A 19279-nucleotide genomic window follows, 5' to 3' on the forward strand; every position below is an offset into this window, starting at 1 on the left:
GTCAATATCGACGATCCTAAATACGCGGCAAACGGCGGCCCCAAGGGGAAGAGGCTGCGCTATTTTCTGCAGAATTGCGACGACGCCATTGCCGTCCGCACGCTTGCGGCGCTCTGGGAGCACCGGTCCGAATACCTCGCCCGCAGCGGCGGAAAGGACCCGGTGATCGATGTACAGTCGCGCTATCAAAGCTTGATCGATCGTCTCTCCGGCGGTGCGGCTCCAAAGCCAGCCAAGCCAGCATCCGCGCCTGTTGTCGATCGTCAGAAGATCGCGGCCATCAAGCCGAGCTGCTGCAAGTCTCCTCGCTCAGCGCGCAGGCACGCGGCTTCGCCTTCGAGGGATTCCTCAAGGGTCTATTCGATGCGTACGGCCTTGCCGCCCAGGAGCCGTTCCGGCTGCGCGGCGAGCAGATCGGCGGCAGCTTCCAGCTCGGCAGCGACATCTATCTGCTGGAAGCCAAATGGCACGGCCAGCCAATCGGCGTTGCCGATCTCCACACCTTCCACGTCAAGATCGAACAGAAGGCAGCCTGGACGCGAGGTCTGTTCGTGAGCAACAGCGGCTTCTCCGAAGACGGCCTCGTCGCCTTTGGCCGAGGCAAGCGCGTCATCTGCATGGACGGCCTCGACCTCTACGAGATGCTCGACCGAGAGATACCGCTCAACCAGGTTCTGGAGCGCAAGGTGCGCAGGGCAGCCGAAACCGGCATGCCCTTCCTTCGTGTTCGCGACCTCTTCCCGGGCTGAGGAGAGGCCCATGGTGCAGTTCAACGATTGGTGCGACTCGGCGGACACGCCCCTAGCACTACTTTGGCACTTTAGGCTGTGCGATATCGGCAAGGAGCATGTCACAGTGAGGACATCGTCGGGGTGGAGGTCGTGCGAAGAGGTCGAGTATCGCTTGCCTGATGGCCGGCATGCTTGGCTGTGGCGGCGGCGCCGAGACTCTTTTTTCCGTCCCGCTGCTTTGAGGCGGCGGGCTTGAAGGAAGGCGTAGGCGATCATCGTCATCAACGCATGTCGATGTAATCCCGTCCAGGATCTACCTTCGAAGTGGTCGAGCCCAAGCTCCTCCTTGAGCTGCTGGTGGGCCTGTTCACAGACCCATCTGGCCTTGATCGTGGCAGCGAGCGTCTTGATGGTGGCATCGGCTGGCAGGTTCGACACATAGTATTTTTGCTCCCCGGTCGACCGCCACTCGCCGACGAGCCAAACCTCGTCGCCAGGCATGCATTGCATGCGGTTATCGAGCATCCGGTGCTTATGGCCATCCGCAACACGGACACGGCGGGCCGCGAAGAGACATGTCAGCCGACCCTTGGTGCCCCGCCGCCAGCTGACCTTTTGCCATTTCCCTCCGGCCAACAACGTTTCAGCAGAGACCGGGGGCTGATCAGGGATGTGGTATTTGCGGGGCTTTCCGGCCTTCGCGACGGGGAAGATCAGGGCAACGTCGGCGGGATAGACGTTCTGACGTCGCGACAGACCCACTGCCCACAGTAGACCGCGCTCGCTCAAAGCCTGACGGAAAGGTCCGCTGGAGCCGTACCCTGAATCGGCAAGCACACAGCCGAAACGCGCACCGGAGGCGATGACGCGGTCGATCTCCTCGATCGCAATCTCCGGCTTTGTCAGAGCAGTCTGTCTATCCTTCGGCACACGGGCCCGCGCCATACGCTCAGGATCATCTGTCCAGCTCTCGGGCAGGAATTGCCGCAGGCCCACCATCACCGGCACCTTCGCGTGACGCCAACGTACCGAGACCAGCGACTGGCAATTGGCCGTCTTTCCGAGCGACGAGGCATATTGTGGCGCGACGCCAACCGAGTGACGTCCCTTCTTGGGCAACGCCGTGTCATCGATGACAAGAAAACCCGCCTCATCGCCAACCAGGCCATCTGCCTCCTTCAGCAGGGCAGCCTCGAGTGGAGCACTGTCCCAAACTCCGGCAGCGACGAAATGATGAAGCTGATCGTAGCCGACCTCGCCAGCGCGCGCCGCCATCGGCTGAACGCTCTTGCGGTCTCCTGGACCAATCAAACCCGCGACATAGAGAGGGCACATCCGCGCCCGCGTCTTGTGCCCTAGCGCCGCGACAAACGGCGCAAGCCAGCGATCGAGATCGGTTTGCCAGTCCACGTCCATTGATCGGCCCTCCATAAGCCGACCTCTCATGAATCACGCAAACCCTCTCCTGGGAATCCCAAAAATCGCCCGCTCGCTTAAAAATCTGCCAAAGTAGTGCTAGTTGCGGCCATCATGGTCCTGGCAGGCGGGCTGACTTTGCTCCCGATCGCCGCCGACAGGAAACAGCACGCTCGGTAGGCTTCGATGCGAAGTGCAGGAAGTCGCACTGGCGATATTTTTCATGACCTAGCCTACCGTATATCTATACCCCTTTAAATGATGTTCAGAGGCCTCGTGGAGCATGCGGACCGTTCCTCGCGGCTTCTGCCCTACGCGATTTGCCGAAATAGGCGGCAGTGGCACCGGCGGTCAGCCGCACCAGCGTTCGGCGGCCACAAAGCGACCGTTGCGCATCTCACGGCGGCAAATTGATCGTTGCAAATAAAGTGCATGGCCTTAAGATGATTCAAGGGAAGACGTCGCACCGTCAGGCGGGAGAATGTTCGCAGGGCACGACCCCCTCCTGGTCGCGCTTTCGGTGGTGATCGCCATCCTGGGGGGATATACAGGATTCGGGGTTACGGCCCGTGTGCGGGGCACCGGCAGTGCCGACCGGAGGCTGTTGCTTGCCTGCGCGGCTTTCTTCCTTGCGGTCGGCGTCTGGACCATGCATTTCGTCGCCATGTTGGCAGCGCCAATCCCGCTCGATGCCACCTATCTTGTCCTGCCAACGGTCGTATCCTTTCTTATCTGCGCCCTTGTCATGGGGATTTCGCTATTCTTCGTCTCACTCGGCGAGCCTTCAAATGCGCGGGTGGTCCTCTCGGCGTTGCTGCTCGGCCTGGGCATCGCATCGATGCACTATGTCGGCATCCATGGTCTTGCCGGCACCTTCCATATCGAGCATCAGCATGCAATGGTTGTGGCTTCCGTCGTGATCGCCGTGTGCGCGGCCTTTGGCGGTCTGCGTATCTTTCTCGCCCGGCATGGCGGCATGCGGCTGGCGCTAAGCGCCACGGCGTTCGGAGTCGCCGTCTCCGGCATGCATTTTACGGCCATGTACGGCATGCGCTTCGTTCCGGGAAGTCCCGTCCACCACGCGGCGAACGGACTGGCTGTCTCCCGGGAGGCTTTAGCCCTAATAGTATCGCCTTTGTGTTTTCTGATTATCTTCGGCTTTCTGCTGCTCCTCGTACCCGAATCACGGTCCCGCTCGCTGAATTCAGCGCCCGCCAGCCAATCCGATACTATGGATGGTGAGGCGTCGGCGTTTGACCGGAATGGTTTGGGTTCCGCCGACGCGCAGACACAACAAACGCAGCGCCCTGTCGGACAGCCGGGTGTCGCCGTAGTGACACGGGTGCCTGTCGAGGGCGCCGACGGAACGCGTTTCGTCGAGACCGGACGGATCCGCAGCATAAAGGCAAACGCCCACTATACACTCGTTCACGATGGCAGCCGAGAACGCATGTGTCCATGGGCAATCTCGCAAGCCGAGGCGCGACTCGATCCTGCCACTTTCATGCGCGTCCACCGCAGCCATATCGTGTCCATTCCCCTCGTTTCGTTGATCCGCAAGGAAGGCAATGGTGCCGTGGTCGAGTTAGACGGGGAGGTGCCGCATCTGGTTCCAGTAAGCCGCGACAAAATTGCCGAACTTAGGGCGCGCCTAGGGTTGGCCAGGCGCGGCGATTCATAATTACAGTGCATAGATTACAATAGCTGACGCAATTCGTGCTGGTTGGACCCCATTCTGTGCGATTTCCGACGCTTCGTGCCGCGGTTGGCTTGGCCATCTTGCGAGTATTGGCTGTCAGTAACAGCTTGCCGCCGCAATCTCCTGAGAGTGGTGATCCTCAACGATCCCCACCGGGAAAGATATGTGGGTAGGATGTGAGCCGTAATTCTTCACGAGCCGCCGGCTGGGGCCGCGGTAGCACGCAACGCTTGGGCATGAAAAGCAATCTCGCGGCAGATCCTTCGCGCCGGGAGGATTGCATGGTTGATCTCGATTTGCTCGATGAGCGGCACGTGTCCATTGTCCAGGAAGCGATTGCGGAAGATCGTATCGGCTTCATCGTCCAGAGCATACATGCCATTGATGATCCGGCCCAGGTTCTATACGGCGAGTGCTTGCCTCACCTTACTGACCAAGACGGGATAGAACACGCCGACGCCGTGTTTGTTCCCGCACTGGAGGCTTTGGGAGAAGCGCCGGTCCTGGACCGGCATATGCTCAAGCTTGTCCTGGATGCGCTTGAATCCAATTCTCTGTCGGTTCTCGGATATAGTCTCTCAGGGGACAACATTTCCGATCCTGGGAGTTGGGCTCATATTCGCGACCAGATTGCCGCTCGACCTGAATTGGCCTCGCGGCTTGTTCTCAAGTTTACCGGAATTCAGCCCTTTGCCGACGCTGCGCTGGCGATTAATTCCCTTTCAGAGGCAAGAGATCTAGGGTGCCGGATTGCGATTGACCCCTACCTGTCGTGGACTGGACCTGTGCTCACGCAAAGACCGGATAATCGGTGAAATGCAGTGAGTTGACAGCAGCCACATCAATCAGCCGGAAGTAGCCTGCAGCAGGGCCAGATGTTTTTCCGTAAAGGGCGATGTCTTGATGTCGAGATCGACGAGCAATCGTTTTCGAAGTGGAGGTGGACCGGCTCCCGTCGGCGCCATCGCCACCCTCCGCAACATGCCCCAAGCACGCGCTGATCGCCGCCCTTTTGCCAAACGGTGTATGAAAGCAGATGATGCCGAGTGCGGCTTCGCCTCAAACTCCCAGCAAGTCGCGGTTCAGCATGACTGACAACATCTTTGTCAATGACAATGGTGGAGATATCGCGACATCTACGAAGAACGCCAAAGTAACCATAGTGGCCTCTTTTTGTCCTGACACACTCTGGGCAGTGTCGAGCGGCGCCGGCCACCGTAAACTTGTGTGGCAAATCGGAAACATCTGTTATCACGTCACGTGGTGCCGGATTTTTCTGAAAGAATCCGGAATTTTCCGAAATACATCCATCGCCCGATGTGGCCATCGTCATATGACGACAATCGATCGGTCATCATATCTATGACTCCAATAAAGCACTGAGGGAACTTCCAATATCCATGCTGCTTTGGGCCGGTTCGGTCGCCAATAGGCGGCGCGGCACGACTTTGAGACCTACGAATTCTGCAATCGAGACCTCGACCGATGCCACAGGCAGACCGTCACTGCCTGTGCGCTGAACCAACGGTTTCGACCGATCAACGATACTGAGGTTAGGCCTGGGATGCTGGGAAGAAGTGAAGTCGCAGAACGCCATTCTCCGATCGAATGGCCAAAAGCAAATACACACATCTTCGATGAAATTCCGGAAAGCAAGAGGCTGTGCGTTATCACGGACCAAGGTGCTGCGGCTTATGTTGTTCGGCCACCCGGATCACATGCGCTCAGGGCTCGGGAACATTTGGCGACGGTGATGCTCGCACCTTCGCCTGGAATAAGGGTGTCTTTTGACGGTCACCTCGTGCACGAATACGATGGCGACGTCGGGATGATATCCGTTACTCCTGCAAATACAGAACGCAACGTGACATGGTCTTCCACTTGCGAGAAAGTAATCGTTACTGTGCCGCCTCAACGCTTTCTGGAGCTGGCGGCGCATGAGTTCGGCGCGGGTCATACGGTACTTCAACCGCCCCGACTCGACGCCATAGACCTTCGGGCGCTGCATCTCGCGGAGATGTTGAAGGCGGAACTGGCACGCGAAGTTCCAAACAAGATCTATATAGAATCGCTAATCACCATTTTTGGTGTGCATATCGTCCGAAATTATACAGGCTTGGACAAATTGCCGTCGGGCCGAAAGAGAGGGGGCGGCCTGTCGAACCGCAGTACCGTGCGTGTTCGCGAGCTGTTGGAGTCAAGGTTTTCCAGCAAGATCACAGTGGCCGAGCTTGCGGCGGTCTCAGGCCTTTCTCCACGCCATTTCATCCAGGCCTTTACGAGCACCTTCGGCGAGCCTCCGCACAAATATGTTCTTCGACTGCGCCTCAATTTCGCTGAAAAACTCCTCGTCGAGAACGTACTGTCAATCGCCGAGATCGCCCATCTGAGCGGATTTTCAGACCAGAGCCATCTGACGGTGACCATGTCGAAACATAGAAACAGGACGCCCAGACAGGTAAGGCAGCAACGGTGATGTCCTGTCGCCGCGACGTCTTGATCTCGTGAATGAATCCGGTCGCGTTTTTCCAGGGAGAAGCATCAAGCCGAAGCCACGAGTTCGGGCCTCACGCAAATATACTTGGCTGATCCCACCGACCCTTTCATTTTTACTAGAAATCGACGCCGGTCGATATTGCGTTTTGTCGCGACGGGAGTGTCTTTTCTGAGCTTTTACGACGGAATGGCCGCACTTACTGAAAGGCGAGTTCAGACCGGATCTTTCTAAAAAGAAACCGGAATTTCGCAAAATACGTGCGCCATCGACTGTGGCTATCCTCGCGACAACACAATCATTTGGTGCGCTGTGGAGCTTTCTGGCATTCAGTCGAAACGGTGTATCGGGGCGTCCGGGGACATTCAGTTTCCGGAGACTGAAGTCTTTGTGCCAAGGGTCGAAGCGGCCTGGAGTGCTCTGCAGCGCCAATATGGCGGTCAGATAAGCGAGGCGGAGATTGACTATTTCTTTGCTTGTTTCGTGTTTGGGCTGACCACACCGGCTTATACCAATCAGGACCCATCCCTCCATTTCGAGGTCTGCCGCGCTCTTGTGTTGATCAAGCTGCCGCCGGACCGGGCTGACGCTGCACTGTATTCAGTGCCAGCGCCTACTCAGGCAGGGGTGGAAAGTGCCCGCGAGCTGATCGAGAGCAAAGGGGTGAAGATGGGGCGTACCCTGCAAGACGAGAGGTCAGATCCAGAAATCTTTTCAACGGCCAAGGCGAGCTCCGCGGCATCGGCGCGCCTGGGCAGCAACGAGGGAAATGCACAATGATTGAACGCATTGAAGGGCATACTCAGCGCATGTTCCGGTTCGGTTTCGCCAACGATCGTATGGCCGGTGAAAGCGGCGACCGGTCACGTCGTCGGCGGCTGATGGCAGTCCTTCGCATGGCCCATCGTGTTCTTGGCTTTCGGCGCAAGGGTCTGGGACTTGGAACATTGGGCGCCGGCGGCGGACTGGCGGCGATCGCGATCGGCCTCGCGACGCCCGCCCATGCACAATATGCTGCCGGCGGCGGAACCGCGTCAGCCGCCAACGCCGTCGCCGTCGGTAACGGTACCCAAGCGAATGGCGCGAACAGCGTGGCGTTGGGCACCTCTAACAGCGCAACAGGCAACGCTTCGATCGCCATCGGCTATTCGATGGGTGTCAATGGCCTCAATGCCATAGGCATAGGTGTCTTCGCGGGCGCGACCGGCGTCAACGCACTCGCCGTAGGCGGAAACGCCCAAGCCACTGCGGACGGAGCAAGCGCCATTGGCGTCAACTCGGTTGCACGCGCAGGCGCGGCCGCCTTTGGCCTCAACGCGCGTGCCGACGGAGTGAACTCGACGGCGATCGGCTATGTTACCCGGGCGACCGGGCTGCGCGCCACCGCGCTCGGGTTTGGGGCAACAGCGTCCGGGCTGGATGCGATTGCCCAAGGTAATTCCGCCGTCGCAAGCAATCAGAATGCAATCGCGATCGGCTTCCAGGCGAACGCGACCGCGGTCAACGCCATCAATCTTGGCAACCGCACTGTTGCGGGAATGGGCGCCCTTCAAGAGAGCGCCATCGCCCTCGGCACGGACGTCCTGGCGTCTCAGGTCGACGCCATTGCGGTGGGGCGCCAGAGCCGGGCGACTGCAGGAAGCGCGGTGGCTCTCGGCGTGAATGCGGCGGCTTCAGGCGCCGCCTCGATGGCGCTGGGGTCCGGCTCGGTCGCGAACAACACCAACGCTGTCGCGCTCGGCGCCGCTACCCAGGCCACTGGAGCCGGTTCGGTCGCCGTGGGCACCTTCAGCGTTGCTTCGGGAGCGAATTCCGCTGCGGTGGGCAACGCCACGGCCAGTGGCGCCCGTTCGTTTGCCGGTGGCCGTGTTGCCAACGCCGCCGGCACCGAATCTGCCGCCGTCGGCTTCTCGTCCAACGCTGCAGGGATTAGCTCGTCAGCGTTCGGTCCCGTGGCCAATGCCTCGGCAGATTTCTCGCTCGCCCTGGGCAATCAGTCCGTGTCGAGCGGTTTCGGCTCGGTCGCGGCGGGGTCGGGAGCCCAGGCCACGCAGGTCGGCACCATAGCGGTCGGCAACAACGCCCTTGCGACCGCCGCACGCGCAACCGCGCTGGGAGTTAGCGCTTCAACGAGCGGGCAGAGCGCGCTGGCCATCGGCGACACCGCGAACGCGAGCGCCCAGAATGCGATCTCCGCCGGAACGAACGCGATCGCGTCCGGGGTAAACTCCATCTATCTCGGCTCGCGCAATCCTTTGGGCAACGCGGGCGCCCTTGGCTTGGACTCCATCGCCGTCGGCACAGAAGTGAGAGCAACCCAGACCGACACCACCGCAATCGGCCACGTCGCAATGGCTTTGGGAGTGCGCGCCACCGCCATCGGCTCGAACGCGTTGGCTACCGAAACGAACGCGACTGCGCTGGGGTACAATTCCTTTGCGGGCGGGTCCGACGCCATTGCGATGGGCACAAGCGCGGCGGCGGAGACCGCCGACTCCGTCGCCATCGGCACCGGCGCGAACGCCCTCGGCGGCAAGGCTGTCGCCATCGGCGCCGGCAACGTCGCTTATGGCGACGGCGCGGTCTCGATCGGCGACCCGAGCTATGCCAGCGGCACCGGCGCCTTTACCGGCGGCGCGAACAACATCGCCAATGCCGACGGCACGGCGAGCGCCACGGCAGCCAATGCCGCCAATGGCGCGGTCGCGATCGGCAACAACAACGTCGCGATCGGCCAGGGCTCGGTCGCGCTCGGCAATTTCAGTCGTGCGGGCGCTGCAGGCGCGGTCGCCTTCGGTGACGCCGCCGTCGCCAACAATGCCGACGATGTGGCATTGGGTTCGGGCTCGGTCACGGCAGCGGCGGTGGGCACGGCGAACACCACGATCAACGGCACGGTCTATACCTTCGCCGGCACGGCGACGCCGGCCTCCACAGTGAGCGTCGGCGCAGCGGGTGCCGAGCGTACCATCACCAATGTCGCGGCAGGCCGGATTAACGGCGGCTCGACCGACGCGATCAACGGCTCGCAGCTCTTCGCCACCAACCAGGCGGTCGACAGCCTCGCCACCACCGTCAACAACATCAACACTGGCGGCGGCATCAAGTACTTCCACGCCAATTCGGCCCTGCCGGATTCGCAGGCGCTGGGGACCGACTCGGTAGCGATCGGGCCGAATGCGGTTGCCAACAATGCCGGCGACGTCGCCATCGGCCTCAATTCGGTGTCGGGCACGACGACGGCCGTCGGCGGGGCGACGATCGGCAGCACGGCCTACACCTTTGCCGGCGCGACGCCGGCCGGCGCGTTCTCGGTCGGTGCGCTGGGTGCCGAGCGCCAGATCCAGAACGTCGCGGCAGGGCAGCTCTCGGGCAGCTCGACTGACGCGGTGAATGGATCGCAGCTCTTCGCGACCAATCAGCAGGTCACCCAGAACACCACCGACATCGCCAATCTCGGCAATACCATTGGCGATATCGGTACTACGATCAACAACATCGCCGGCGACACGTCGACAATCTTCACCGACGCAAATGGTGACGGCATCCGGTATGTGCGCACCAATGACAGGACGCTTCCTGTCAGCGATTCCTCCGCTCAAGGCATCGGCTCCACCGCGGTCGGATATGACGCCGCCGCCATTGCGGACAATTCGCTCGCGTTGGGCCGGGACAGCCAGGCGACGATCGATGGCGGGATAGCGCTCGGCTCTGGATCGATCTCCGACCGGGCGCTCGCGCCCGCCACCGGCCAGATCGCGGCCGGCCCGACCAACTTCATCGAATACAACACGACCGACAAGACGCTGCTTGGCGCGGTCTCGGTGGGCACGGCGACCTCGTACCGGCAGATCACCAATGTCGCGGACGGCACGAACGCCCAGGACGCGGTAACCATTCGCCAGCTCCAGGGCGCCATCGCCTCGGTTGCAGCCACGCCGAGCATGTATTTCCATGCCAATTCGACTGCTGGCGATTCGCTCGCTGTGGGGGCCGAATCGATTGCCGTCGGTCCGACGACAGTGGTCAACGGTGATAACGGCATCGGCATCGGCAATGGCGCGATCGTCGACCAGGTAGCGCCTGGCGGAACGGCGATCGGTCAGAACGCGCATGTCATGTTGGCCGACGGTATCGCGCTTGGCACGAATTCGACGGCGGCGGGCGTTCAGTCCGTTGCGCTCGGTGCGGGCGCGACGAGCAACCACATCAACAGCGTCGCCCTCGGTGCGCAATCGATCACCACGGTAGGCGCGCAGGCGAACTACGCCGGCTTTGGCCTTGCCGCCTTGCAGAACTCGGCCGGCGAGGTGTCCTTCGGCTCGGCCGGCTCGGAACGCAAGCTGACGAATCTTGCAGCCGGTTCGGCCGATACGGATGGCGTGAATGTCAGCCAGTTGAAAGGCCTCGGCACCCAGATCACCAACCAGTTTGGCGGCGGATCGGTCCTCAACCCGGACGGCACCATCACCGGACCGACCTACAATATTCAGGGCGGCAGCTATACGACCGTCTACGACGGGTTCACCGCCGTGGATGCGAGCCTTACCAATCTCACCAATCAGATCAATGGCGGCGGCATCAAATACTTCCATGCCAATTCCACGTTGGCCGATTCCTCCGCGACCGGCACGGATAGCGTCGCGATCGGCCCGCAAAGCGTAGCCAGCGGCACGGACAGCCTGGCTGCCGGCCACGGCGCAACCGCCGCCGGTCAAGGCGCCGTCGCTCTCGGTGAAGGAGCACAGGCAAACAATGCCAACGATGTCGCCCTCGGTTCGGGTTCCGTGACGGAGGCGGCCGTCGGTACGTCAGGGACCACAATTCGGGGCACCCGGTACGACTTTGCGGGAACCGCGCCCGTCGGGACCGTCAGTGTTGGCGCCGATGGCGCGGAAAGGACCGTGACAAACGTTGCGGCCGGGCGCATTTCCGCCGATAGCACCGACGCCATCAATGGTTCCCAGCTCCACGCGACCAATACGGCAATCGAGGATTTGCAAGGCGGCATTGGCAATATCAACGACAGTGCGGTTTTCTATGACGTCAACCCGGATGGCAGCAAGAAGAACAGCATCACCCTGCAGGGCGGTGACGTAAATGCACCGGTCGTCATCTCGAATGTCGGCAGGGGCGTTGCCAACACCGATGCGGTCAATGTCGCTCAATTGAACCAGAGCTTCACCGAGGCAAAGTCCTACACCGACAATCGCGTGAATTATGCCATTGAATCGGCCAACAGTTATACCGACCAGAAGTTCGGCCAGTTGAACCGGGAGATGGGCAACATCCGCTCGGAGGCCAGGGCGGCGGCCGCAATTGGACTTGCAGCAGCTTCCCTCCGCTATGACGATCGCCCAGGCAAGCTGAGCGTGGCGATGGGCGGCGGTTTCTGGAAGGGCGAAGGCGCGCTTGCCTTCGGTGCCGGCTACACCAGCGAAGACGGACGCGTTCGAGCCAACCTTTCCGGCACGGTCGCCGACGGTGATGTCGGTGTGGGTGCGGGTCTCAGCTTCACCTTGAACTGAGGCCGGCATGTTGAAGAGAGCGGGTTCTGGCTCCTCGGTTTTCATTGCATGCCTTTTCCTGTCCGGCCCACAGGCGGCCGGACAGGAGGCAGCTTCCTCAGGTTATCGAATCAGGCCGCCCGAGGTCGCGGTCCCTGGTGACGTAACTCTCGGCCAATACCAGAGAATGATCAGACCGTTCGAGAATTGGACGCTGATCTGCGACGAAAATCTGAAAGCCCGCCAAAGGGTCTGCAACGTCACTCAGACGATTGAAAACCAGGCAGGACAGCTCGCATTCAGTTGGTCACTTGCCGCCACGCCGGAGGGCAAGCCCTACATGATCTTGCGGACCGCACCGGTCGCCAAGAGCGACGGCCTTGTCTCGCTGAAATTCGAGGGTCGGAAAGAGCCGGTAAACGTCCAGCTCGACGGATGCAATCAGGCGGTCTGCATCGGAATGCTGCCGGTCGGCCCCATTATGCGCGAGCAGATCTCGAAGAACTCGGCATCGACGGTGTCCTATTCGATAAGAGACGGGAGAACCGTCAGCGTAACCGCAACCCTCAGGGGCCTTTCCAAAGCCGTTGAGGCGATCAATTAACGGAGACATTTCACGATGGACCAGCAATCGATTCATGATCGGATAATGTCTCGCAAGAGCAGTGATGTTGTTCCGAATCAAGCCGATGATCGGAATAGACCGCGACGGAACTGGCTGAAAACAACGGCCTTGTCACTGCTCGGTATCGTTGCCGTCGGTGCCGCCGGATACGTTGCAGGGCGCTATGAGGTAATCGGGAATTTCCTATCGCAGCCGGCAATCGCAGAAACGAATGAAGCCGCTTCGACGCCGGCCGATACGCCATTTCGTCAGCACGCCAAACAGGCAGGTTTGCAAGCTTGCGCCAACATCTTTCCAGGCTTGGGAGCAATGTTGACGAACGGCTCGCAATACAGCGTTCAGTCGACCTGGAACATCGAAACCCCGGACAAGCACGCGGTGCAGGCCCTTGTCGGCATGAACTACGCCACCGAAGGATACAGCGGTACGGCTGCGGGTGTTGTGGTTGCGGCACCTACCGGTTCTCTTTGTGAAGGGTCGATGGTCCGAGTGGCACCATTTACAACTTCATGCGCCGATATGCCGGCCCTGCTTCCGAAGGGAAGCAAGCTTACCAACAATCTCGCACAGATCAGTGTCTACGAGCTCCCCAATAACGGCGGCAACGCGATGCTTCTGCCGACCGGCGACGGCTGTGCCGTTGTTTCCGTGGCTTCGGCAACAGGAACACAAGGAGGTGGGAAATGAGATTAGGTTTTGCCCTTGGCGCCATCTGCATGGCGTTGCTCCCGACAGCGCATCTGGGGGCGGCTGATTTTCCCATAACTGCGGATGTACCCGTTCCACCACCTCAAGAAGAGCGCGGCATATGGGGAGCAATCGCCTATTCAGAGACCGACGAAAAGCACGGTTTCTTTTGGGGTGCCGATAAGCGGCAGGAGGCGATGGATATCGCGCTCGAGCATTGTGAGAATGCCGACGGCAAGGGATGCGTTGTTGTCGAGGTGTTTCGCAACCACCGGCATTGGGACGATGATGACAATACCGGTTTTCCCTATCACCATTGCGGCGCGCTCGCGATCGGCGAGGAAAAGGCAAGCCGCGTCACGCCCTGGAGCGCAAAATCCGCACCAACCCGTGACGAAGCGGAGGACATGGCTATCCAAGCTTGCGAGGCCTCAGGGACACAATGCAAGGTGCGCGAATGGGTATGCACATGATTCTCCAAGCATAAGGGCGGAACTATGCAGCCAGTCAATTGCGCCGTTCGCCAACCAATTGAAGAAAAGCAGCATCGTGTCGACGAGATGCGACCGATCTCAAACAGAAAGATTGCACCCTTGCCAATCGCGATATCCAATTTAGTTGAGGTCGAGCACCCGGGCGGTCCGCAGCGCCGAAACCGCGGCGCCACCGGATTTAGGCTCCTGGAAAGCACCACGGCGAAACTTCGTCTGGTGGGCACCCTCCTTTGCGCGGCCTTTGCGGTCTCACTCATACCCCCTGCGTTGGCCCAACAGCAAGCAGCTCTCCCGAACGGCGCCTCGTCACTGCAGGAAACCTATCAGGATTGGCAGTTGTCCTGCACGATTCGCGACAACGCACGGGCATGCGTAATCTTACAGGACCAGTCGCAGCAAAATGGGCAAAGACTTCTCGCCGTCGAGTTTGGCATGCGTTCGGACGGTGCGGTGGCCACGTTGCTTCTTCCGTTCGGCATTCTTCTCGACCCCGGAATCGCGCCGCAGATCGACGATCAGCCGCCATTGCCGGCTTTGCATTTCCGGACATGCCTGCCAACCGGATGCGTTGCCGTGTTTCCGATCGACGCGGAAACGCTCCGAAAGCTGCGTACAGGCTCGGTGCTGAAACTGAAAGTCACGACTGCGGCGCAAACCGAGCTTACGTTTCCGGTCTCCCTCAAGGGCTTGACCGCGGCGGTCGATCGTCTCGGTGCGCTGGGCGGCAGTTAGGGAAAAGCTGAGGTATGCCTGAAGCAGGCCGCGCCAAAATGTGCGGCGGTTTGCGAAAACGGCGTGCGCAGAACAGTGACCTAGGGCGTGAAGCGAATCCGAAGGATCGCAACACGCTTTAATACTACAGTTGCATTAGTGCTCGTTTCACGAGAGAAACGTGTTCAACGTTCATTGACGGCCTTTTGTCTGGAATAGAACGCAAGACCGGGTGGCTGATGGCCGAACAGGCAGGCTTTTCCAGGCCGTGGCGGACACAGGCGCTATTGGGTCGCTCGCATTGGGACGCGGACCGAATGCGTGACATTGTTTTCGATTATGTTGTCGAGACGCTGGGCGATCCTTCGGGTGTTTTGGTGGTCGATGAGACCGGCTTTGTAAAAAAAGGTGAGCATTCTGTCGGTGTTTCGCGCCAGTATTCTGGAACGGCAGGCCGCATCGAGAACTGCCAGATTGGCGTTTTTATTACCTGTGCCAGCCGCTTCGGTCAGGCGCTGATTGACCGCAGGCTTTATTTGCCCGAGGCGTGGGCAACAGACGAGAAGCGCCGTAAGGACGCCTCGATTCCTAAGGAAACTGTTTTCGCCACCAAGCCGGCGATGGCGCGGGCGATGCTTGGTGAGGCGCTCGACAAGGGAGTACCATGTGCATGGGTTCTGGCCGATGCCGTCTATGGCAGTGATTATAAAACCCGCCGCATGCTTGAGGAACGCCAACAACCCTATGTCTTATCCGTTCGATCCAATCAAACATTGCGATTGCTGACAGAAGAAGGCCTGCTGCAAACCGATCCCCGAGACATGGCGGACGATTTACCCGATGACGCATGGCAGGCATTGCCGGCGAGTGAAGGTGCCAAAGGACTGCGGCTTTACGATTGGGCGCGCATATCCTTGCCGTACGTTGTCGCGCCTGGCTTTGCTCGCTACGTGCTGATCCGCAAAAGTCGCTCCAACCCAGATGCGGTGAGCTATTACCTGGTCTTTGCGCCTGCAGACGCCACCCTTGCAGAGCTAGCGGGTGCGGCAGGTTTGCGCTGGACAATTGAGGAGTGTTTCCAGCGCGCGAAGGATGATCTCGGCCTCGACCACTGCGAAGCCAGATCCTGGCACGGCTGGCACCGCCATATGACGCTGGTCATGGCCGCGGCCGCATTCCTCACCACGCTCAGTGCTAATTTGCGTCGTTCCGCGTTTGGCAAACCGAACGAAAGGAAGAGCACGCCGCCACGTGGAATAGGTCGCGGCCCGTAACAGATCACGCCGCTGGCTGCGTTGCCACAAAGCTCGCCGCCGCAGTGCCGGCAAGGAGCGAGGCGGCGGCTATGCGCGTTTGAGTAGACGAAATTGATTCGGAGTATTTTGCCGCAATTTGCGCATAACCGATGTCAGATGGCTCTGGCTTGAGAAGCCGGACAAGTAGGCAACTTCTGCTACGCTCACATCTTCATTTGAGAGTAGGCGTTCAGCGCAATCCAGGCGAAGATTGAGAACGTATTGGTGCGGCGGTTGCCCGAACGTATTTGTAAATGCTTGAATAAAATGGCTCTTTGATAATTTTGCGACGCCCGCAAGCTCGGCGATCGAGAGCTTTCGACTGAAATTGTCGCCCAAATAATCCTGCACCCGTCTTGCGGCAAGTATAGACAGCCGCCCCCCCCTGCGCGCAGGCGCTTCAATGGCCACGCCATAGTTTCGAAGCAAATGAATGCCGAAAATGGTGATCAGCGAATCGAGATAGAGGTCATTACCGGAATCCTTTCGAGACAGCTCCGCCTTCATGAGCCTTGCCAAATGTAAGGCATGGGCATCTGGTTGCCTGGATGGTCCTGGGCGTAGTTCCAACGAGGAGCCGGGAATTTCGCTTTGTGCGAGCTCCTGCAAGCTGGAAGGAGGGATCGAGACCGTTATCGTTTCGCGCGGATGTGACCAGATCAGGCGACAGTCGATGTCCGCCGGACTAACCGTGACCGTACCGGCCGATGCGCTAAGCGTTAGAAATTCATCGGTTCCAAGCGCGAAGTCGATTCCTCTCGACGGGGCGAGATAAATAGCCGTCACGTAACTGTTCGGCCGATAGGTATGAGAGCCGGATTCAGTCCGCCTCTCATACACAACAGCACCGCGAAACGTTGACGCCCGTGGACCGGCAGATTCAGGGATAATCTGAAACACATTGTGTTTTGCACCCAGATGATCATCGTCAACCGAATGGCTGCTGTTGACGTCGGCACATTCAAACATCGCCTCGCTTACCCCTCAGCTCTGCCCAAGTTATCGCGACAATCCGGTCCAGTTCCCCACGCGGTGTAATCGTAAAATGCCAGCTCCAAGTTCCGCGCAATGGATGAGAGCCAACAGAAAATGTCAACGTAAGATTACAGTTTTTTGGACATTTCGCGAAATTGCGATCAGAGCTCGCATAGGCACCGGCGAAGCTTGCACGATGTCGCTTGCGCAAAAGACATCAAGGGACTGAATCTAAATTGGTTCATGCCGCAGAGACAAAAAAGCAACTAATATCAATCAAATCACCTCTTTGGAGAAGAGACGGCTTGCCGTTAGATCGGCCACCGTCAGAGCGACGCGGCTTAGCACCGGCCCGGCCGATCTTGCCGCCGACATGGGGTTACCTCGGCAAGCCGGGCGCGCCGCAAATGCAGGCCAAAGTGGAGAAGGCGCTCCTGAAGATCCAGTCGCACGGCAAGGCTGCCGGCATCCTGATGGCGACCTTGCGCTCGCCCGGCACTATGTCGAATTCGCCGCGACCTTCGTCTCCATCGGCAACGACGTGGCCGTGTTCGCAAATGCCGCAGCCTAGCGAGCGTCTGCGCTCCACCTCTGACGGCGGTGCCAGGCGTGCTTTGCTACTAGTGTAGTTAATATAACTACTTTATGGAGGCGACAATGGAGGAAGCTGTTTCGGCAGCCGATGCAAATCGCAAATTCTCTCTCATCCTGCGCAGCGTCAGGGAAGGGCATAGTTATGTCGTTACAAGTCATGGACGACCCGTGGCACGGATCATTCCTGCGGACAGGCGCGAAAATGTGGCGACTGGTGCTCGCAATGCTCTTTTGTCCCGTCTTGAACGGCAGTCAGTTGTGAATGCCGAACCGTGGACACGAGATGAACTGTATGAGGATGATCGGTGAAGGTCGCGCTCGATACCAATCTTCTCGCTTACGCGGAAGGCGTGAATGGAGCGGACAGGCAGGATATGGCCCTTTCCCTTTTGAGGCGCTTACCGGCGGATGCCACCGTTATACCGGTTCAGGTGCTCGGGGAGCTTTTCAACGTCCTTGTGCGTAAGGCGGGCAGGTCAAGGGACGAGGCGCGTGAAGCCTTGCTCAGCTGGCGTGACGCATTCTCCGTCGTCGAGACATCCGGAGAGGTCATGCAAACGGCCGTTGATCTGGCGACGTCTCACAGATTCGGTATTTGGGACGCGGTGATCTTATCGGCGTCTTCGCAAGCGGGGTCCCGACTGCTTCTTTCGGAAGACATGCAGGAAGGCTTCACCTGGGGCGGTGTAACGGTGGTCAATCCATTCGCGGAAGTCCGGCATATGTTGCTGGATGCCTTGCTGGACGATTCGGACAGGTAAGAGCGATCCGCGGGCCATGGGTGACTAACAGCAGGAATCGTTGGTTGCGAGCCCCCTGTACCTTTTTCATGTCGGCGCGTTGGTGTGAGTTGTTGACTGGCGTGACCGGGCCATCCCGTCGGGAGCAACCCAAAGCCCCCTGTGCTGCGAGCACCTGTTGCGGACCGGTGCCCCGGCGGGACGGCCGCGACAGGTGTCCGGTGGGAGGTTGCGCCGTCGAGCGCCAGTACAGGGAACGACGTATGTCGCGATGTATGAGACGATGGCGGAAGCGGCGTAAAATATTCCGAGAGCGGATGAAGGAACTTCCGGCAAAGTCCTGGTCAGAACGGAATAAATCCCCAAAGAGCCGCCGCGACGCCGATCAGCGAGAGATAGAATGTCGCTCCCACTGAAAAGGACGCCTCGCTGCCAGCATCGACCATGTGATTACGCCTGCTAGCTCGGATAGGGCAGAAGAACAAGATCACCCGGCGATGGGCAGGCAAAGGGCACAAGGCCTTCGGCACCACTCGATCAACGCACGATGTGGACCTATATCTTCGGAGCCATCTGCCCCAAGAAGGGCAAAGCTGCGGGCCTTGTTCTTCCCTGCTGCGACACCGACGCCATGAACCAGCATTTGCTCGAAATCAGCCAGGCCGTCGATGAAGGTGCTCATGCCGTGCTGATCGTTGATCAGGCTGGATGGCACGTCACGCCGAAACTCAAAGTACCCCGACAACATCACGCTGCTGTTCCTGCCACCGCGGTCGCCCGAATTGAACCCTGTCGAGAACCTGTGGCAATTTATGAGGGAGAACTGGTTGTCCAACCGGATATTCAAAGACTACGAGGACATCGTTTCCCGTTGCTGTGACGCATGGAACAAGCTGGTCGCACAGCCGTCGAAGATCATGTCGATTGGAATGCGTGATTGGGCGCACCGGTTTTGATTAGCGCTCGTTGGTAATAACGCTAGAATGACGGCATTATTACCCTCTCTTGAAAATAATCTGGTTAACCAGGTCAAAAGTTTTGACGTTACCGAAGTACAGAAAGAAATAAAATTTGTGCCGCTTGAATTGACCCATATCGCTGGTTTCGAGCTTCAAAACGCACTTGTACTATTAATGCACTCAATGTGGTGCTTAGCCCTAACAATTGTTCGAAGGACTTGTTGTTTTGAGCTGCAGGATCTAAGCAAGCCATTAATTGGACTGGGAGGGCGGCAATGGAGCCACTGTCGACATGGGCCTGCGATGGATGCGGCGAAAAAAGAGTAGATGTATTAGCAGATCTATGGAAGAT

Annotated in this window: 14 protein-coding genes and 3 pseudogenes; 15 read left to right on the forward strand and 2 right to left on the reverse strand. The window is 59.3% G+C overall.

Features of this window, described 5'->3' with window-relative positions; translation table 11 throughout:
• The first annotated feature begins 74 nt into the window (after window positions 1–74).
• Window positions 75–749 carry a restriction endonuclease gene (locus tag ISN39_RS14435; RefSeq protein WP_246763220.1) on the forward strand — a complete coding sequence of 225 codons (675 nt, stop codon included), beginning with the start codon at window positions 75–77 and terminating at the stop codon, window positions 747–749.
• Window positions 750–850: 101 nt separating this feature from the next.
• On the opposite strand, the pseudogene ISN39_RS14440 reads toward ISN39_RS14435, so the two are convergent.
• Window positions 851–2184: pseudogene (locus ISN39_RS14440) on the reverse strand (IS701 family transposase).
• A 444-nt stretch (window positions 2185–2628) separates the two neighbouring features.
• Here ISN39_RS14440 and ISN39_RS14445 point away from each other — a divergent pair.
• The 10 genes from ISN39_RS14445 (at window position 2629) to ISN39_RS14490 (ending at window position 15638) form a co-directional block, all read left to right on the forward strand.
• Window positions 2629–3828: an MHYT domain-containing protein gene (locus ISN39_RS14445; protein ID WP_194727984.1), complete on the forward strand. Its 1200-nt coding sequence runs from the start codon at window positions 2629–2631 to the stop codon at window positions 3826–3828.
• A gap of 299 nt (window positions 3829–4127) precedes the next feature.
• Complete coding sequence (locus ISN39_RS14450) at window positions 4128–4661, forward strand: EAL domain-containing protein (RefSeq protein WP_194727985.1); 534 nt, start codon at window positions 4128–4130, stop codon at window positions 4659–4661.
• 749 nt (window positions 4662–5410) lie between these two features.
• Window positions 5411–6322, forward strand: a complete 912-nt coding sequence (locus ISN39_RS14455; protein WP_246763221.1) for an AraC family transcriptional regulator — start codon at window positions 5411–5413, stop codon at window positions 6320–6322.
• Window positions 6323–6730: 408 nt separating this feature from the next.
• Window positions 6731–7120, forward strand: a complete 390-nt coding sequence (locus tag ISN39_RS14460; RefSeq protein ID WP_246763222.1) for a hypothetical protein — start codon at window positions 6731–6733, stop codon at window positions 7118–7120.
• Window positions 7117–11868, forward strand: a complete 4752-nt coding sequence (locus ISN39_RS14465) for a YadA-like family protein (RefSeq protein ID WP_194727986.1) — start codon at window positions 7117–7119, stop codon at window positions 11866–11868. The genes ISN39_RS14460 and ISN39_RS14465 overlap by 4 nt, the downstream gene beginning before the upstream one ends.
• A 7-nt stretch (window positions 11869–11875) precedes the next feature.
• A complete protein-coding gene (locus tag ISN39_RS14470; RefSeq protein WP_194727987.1) occupies window positions 11876–12451 on the forward strand; it encodes an invasion associated locus B family protein in 576 nt (191 codons plus the stop codon).
• Between the two features lie 15 nt (window positions 12452–12466).
• On the forward strand, window positions 12467–13159 hold the full coding sequence (locus ISN39_RS14475) for a hypothetical protein (RefSeq protein WP_194727988.1): 693 nt from the start codon (window positions 12467–12469) through the stop codon (window positions 13157–13159).
• Window positions 13156–13632: a DUF4189 domain-containing protein gene (locus ISN39_RS14480; protein ID WP_194727989.1), complete on the forward strand. Its 477-nt coding sequence runs from the start codon at window positions 13156–13158 to the stop codon at window positions 13630–13632. The genes ISN39_RS14475 and ISN39_RS14480 overlap by 4 nt, the downstream gene beginning before the upstream one ends.
• A 234-nt stretch (window positions 13633–13866) precedes the next feature.
• Window positions 13867–14385 carry an invasion associated locus B family protein gene (locus ISN39_RS14485; protein WP_246763340.1) on the forward strand — a complete coding sequence of 173 codons (519 nt, stop codon included), beginning with the start codon at window positions 13867–13869 and terminating at the stop codon, window positions 14383–14385.
• Between the two features lie 134 nt (window positions 14386–14519).
• The gene (locus tag ISN39_RS14490; RefSeq protein ID WP_281438315.1) at window positions 14520–15638 is read left to right on the forward strand and encodes an IS701 family transposase; all 1119 of its coding nucleotides are present in this window, start codon (window positions 14520–14522) and stop codon (window positions 15636–15638) included.
• A 69-nt stretch (window positions 15639–15707) separates the two neighbouring features.
• On the opposite strand, the gene ISN39_RS36370 is transcribed toward ISN39_RS14490, so the two are convergent.
• Window positions 15708–16628, reverse strand: coding sequence for an AraC family transcriptional regulator (locus ISN39_RS36370; RefSeq protein ID WP_246763224.1), 921 nt, complete (start codon window positions 16626–16628; stop codon window positions 15708–15710).
• Window positions 16629–16983: 355 nt separating this feature from the next.
• Between ISN39_RS36370 and ISN39_RS14500 the strand changes: the two are divergent.
• From ISN39_RS14500 to ISN39_RS14515, 4 genes and pseudogenes are all read left to right on the forward strand, one after another.
• Window positions 16984–17196 (forward strand): annotated as a pseudogene (locus ISN39_RS14500) (aldolase/citrate lyase family protein); the annotation flags it as partial.
• A gap of 95 nt (window positions 17197–17291) precedes the next feature.
• On the forward strand, window positions 17292–17537 hold the full coding sequence (locus tag ISN39_RS14505; protein ID WP_194727990.1) for a type II toxin-antitoxin system prevent-host-death family antitoxin: 246 nt from the start codon (window positions 17292–17294) through the stop codon (window positions 17535–17537).
• Window positions 17534–17989: a PIN domain-containing protein gene (locus ISN39_RS14510; protein WP_194727991.1), complete on the forward strand. Its 456-nt coding sequence runs from the start codon at window positions 17534–17536 to the stop codon at window positions 17987–17989. The genes ISN39_RS14505 and ISN39_RS14510 overlap by 4 nt, the downstream gene beginning before the upstream one ends.
• 441 nt (window positions 17990–18430) lie before the next feature.
• Window positions 18431–18924: pseudogene (locus ISN39_RS14515) on the forward strand (IS630 family transposase); the annotation flags it as partial.
• Window positions 18925–19279 lie beyond the last annotated feature (355 nt).

It is taken from the genome of Rhizobium sp. 007, from assembly GCF_015353075.1.
Classification (GTDB): domain Bacteria; phylum Pseudomonadota; class Alphaproteobacteria; order Rhizobiales; family Rhizobiaceae; genus Rhizobium.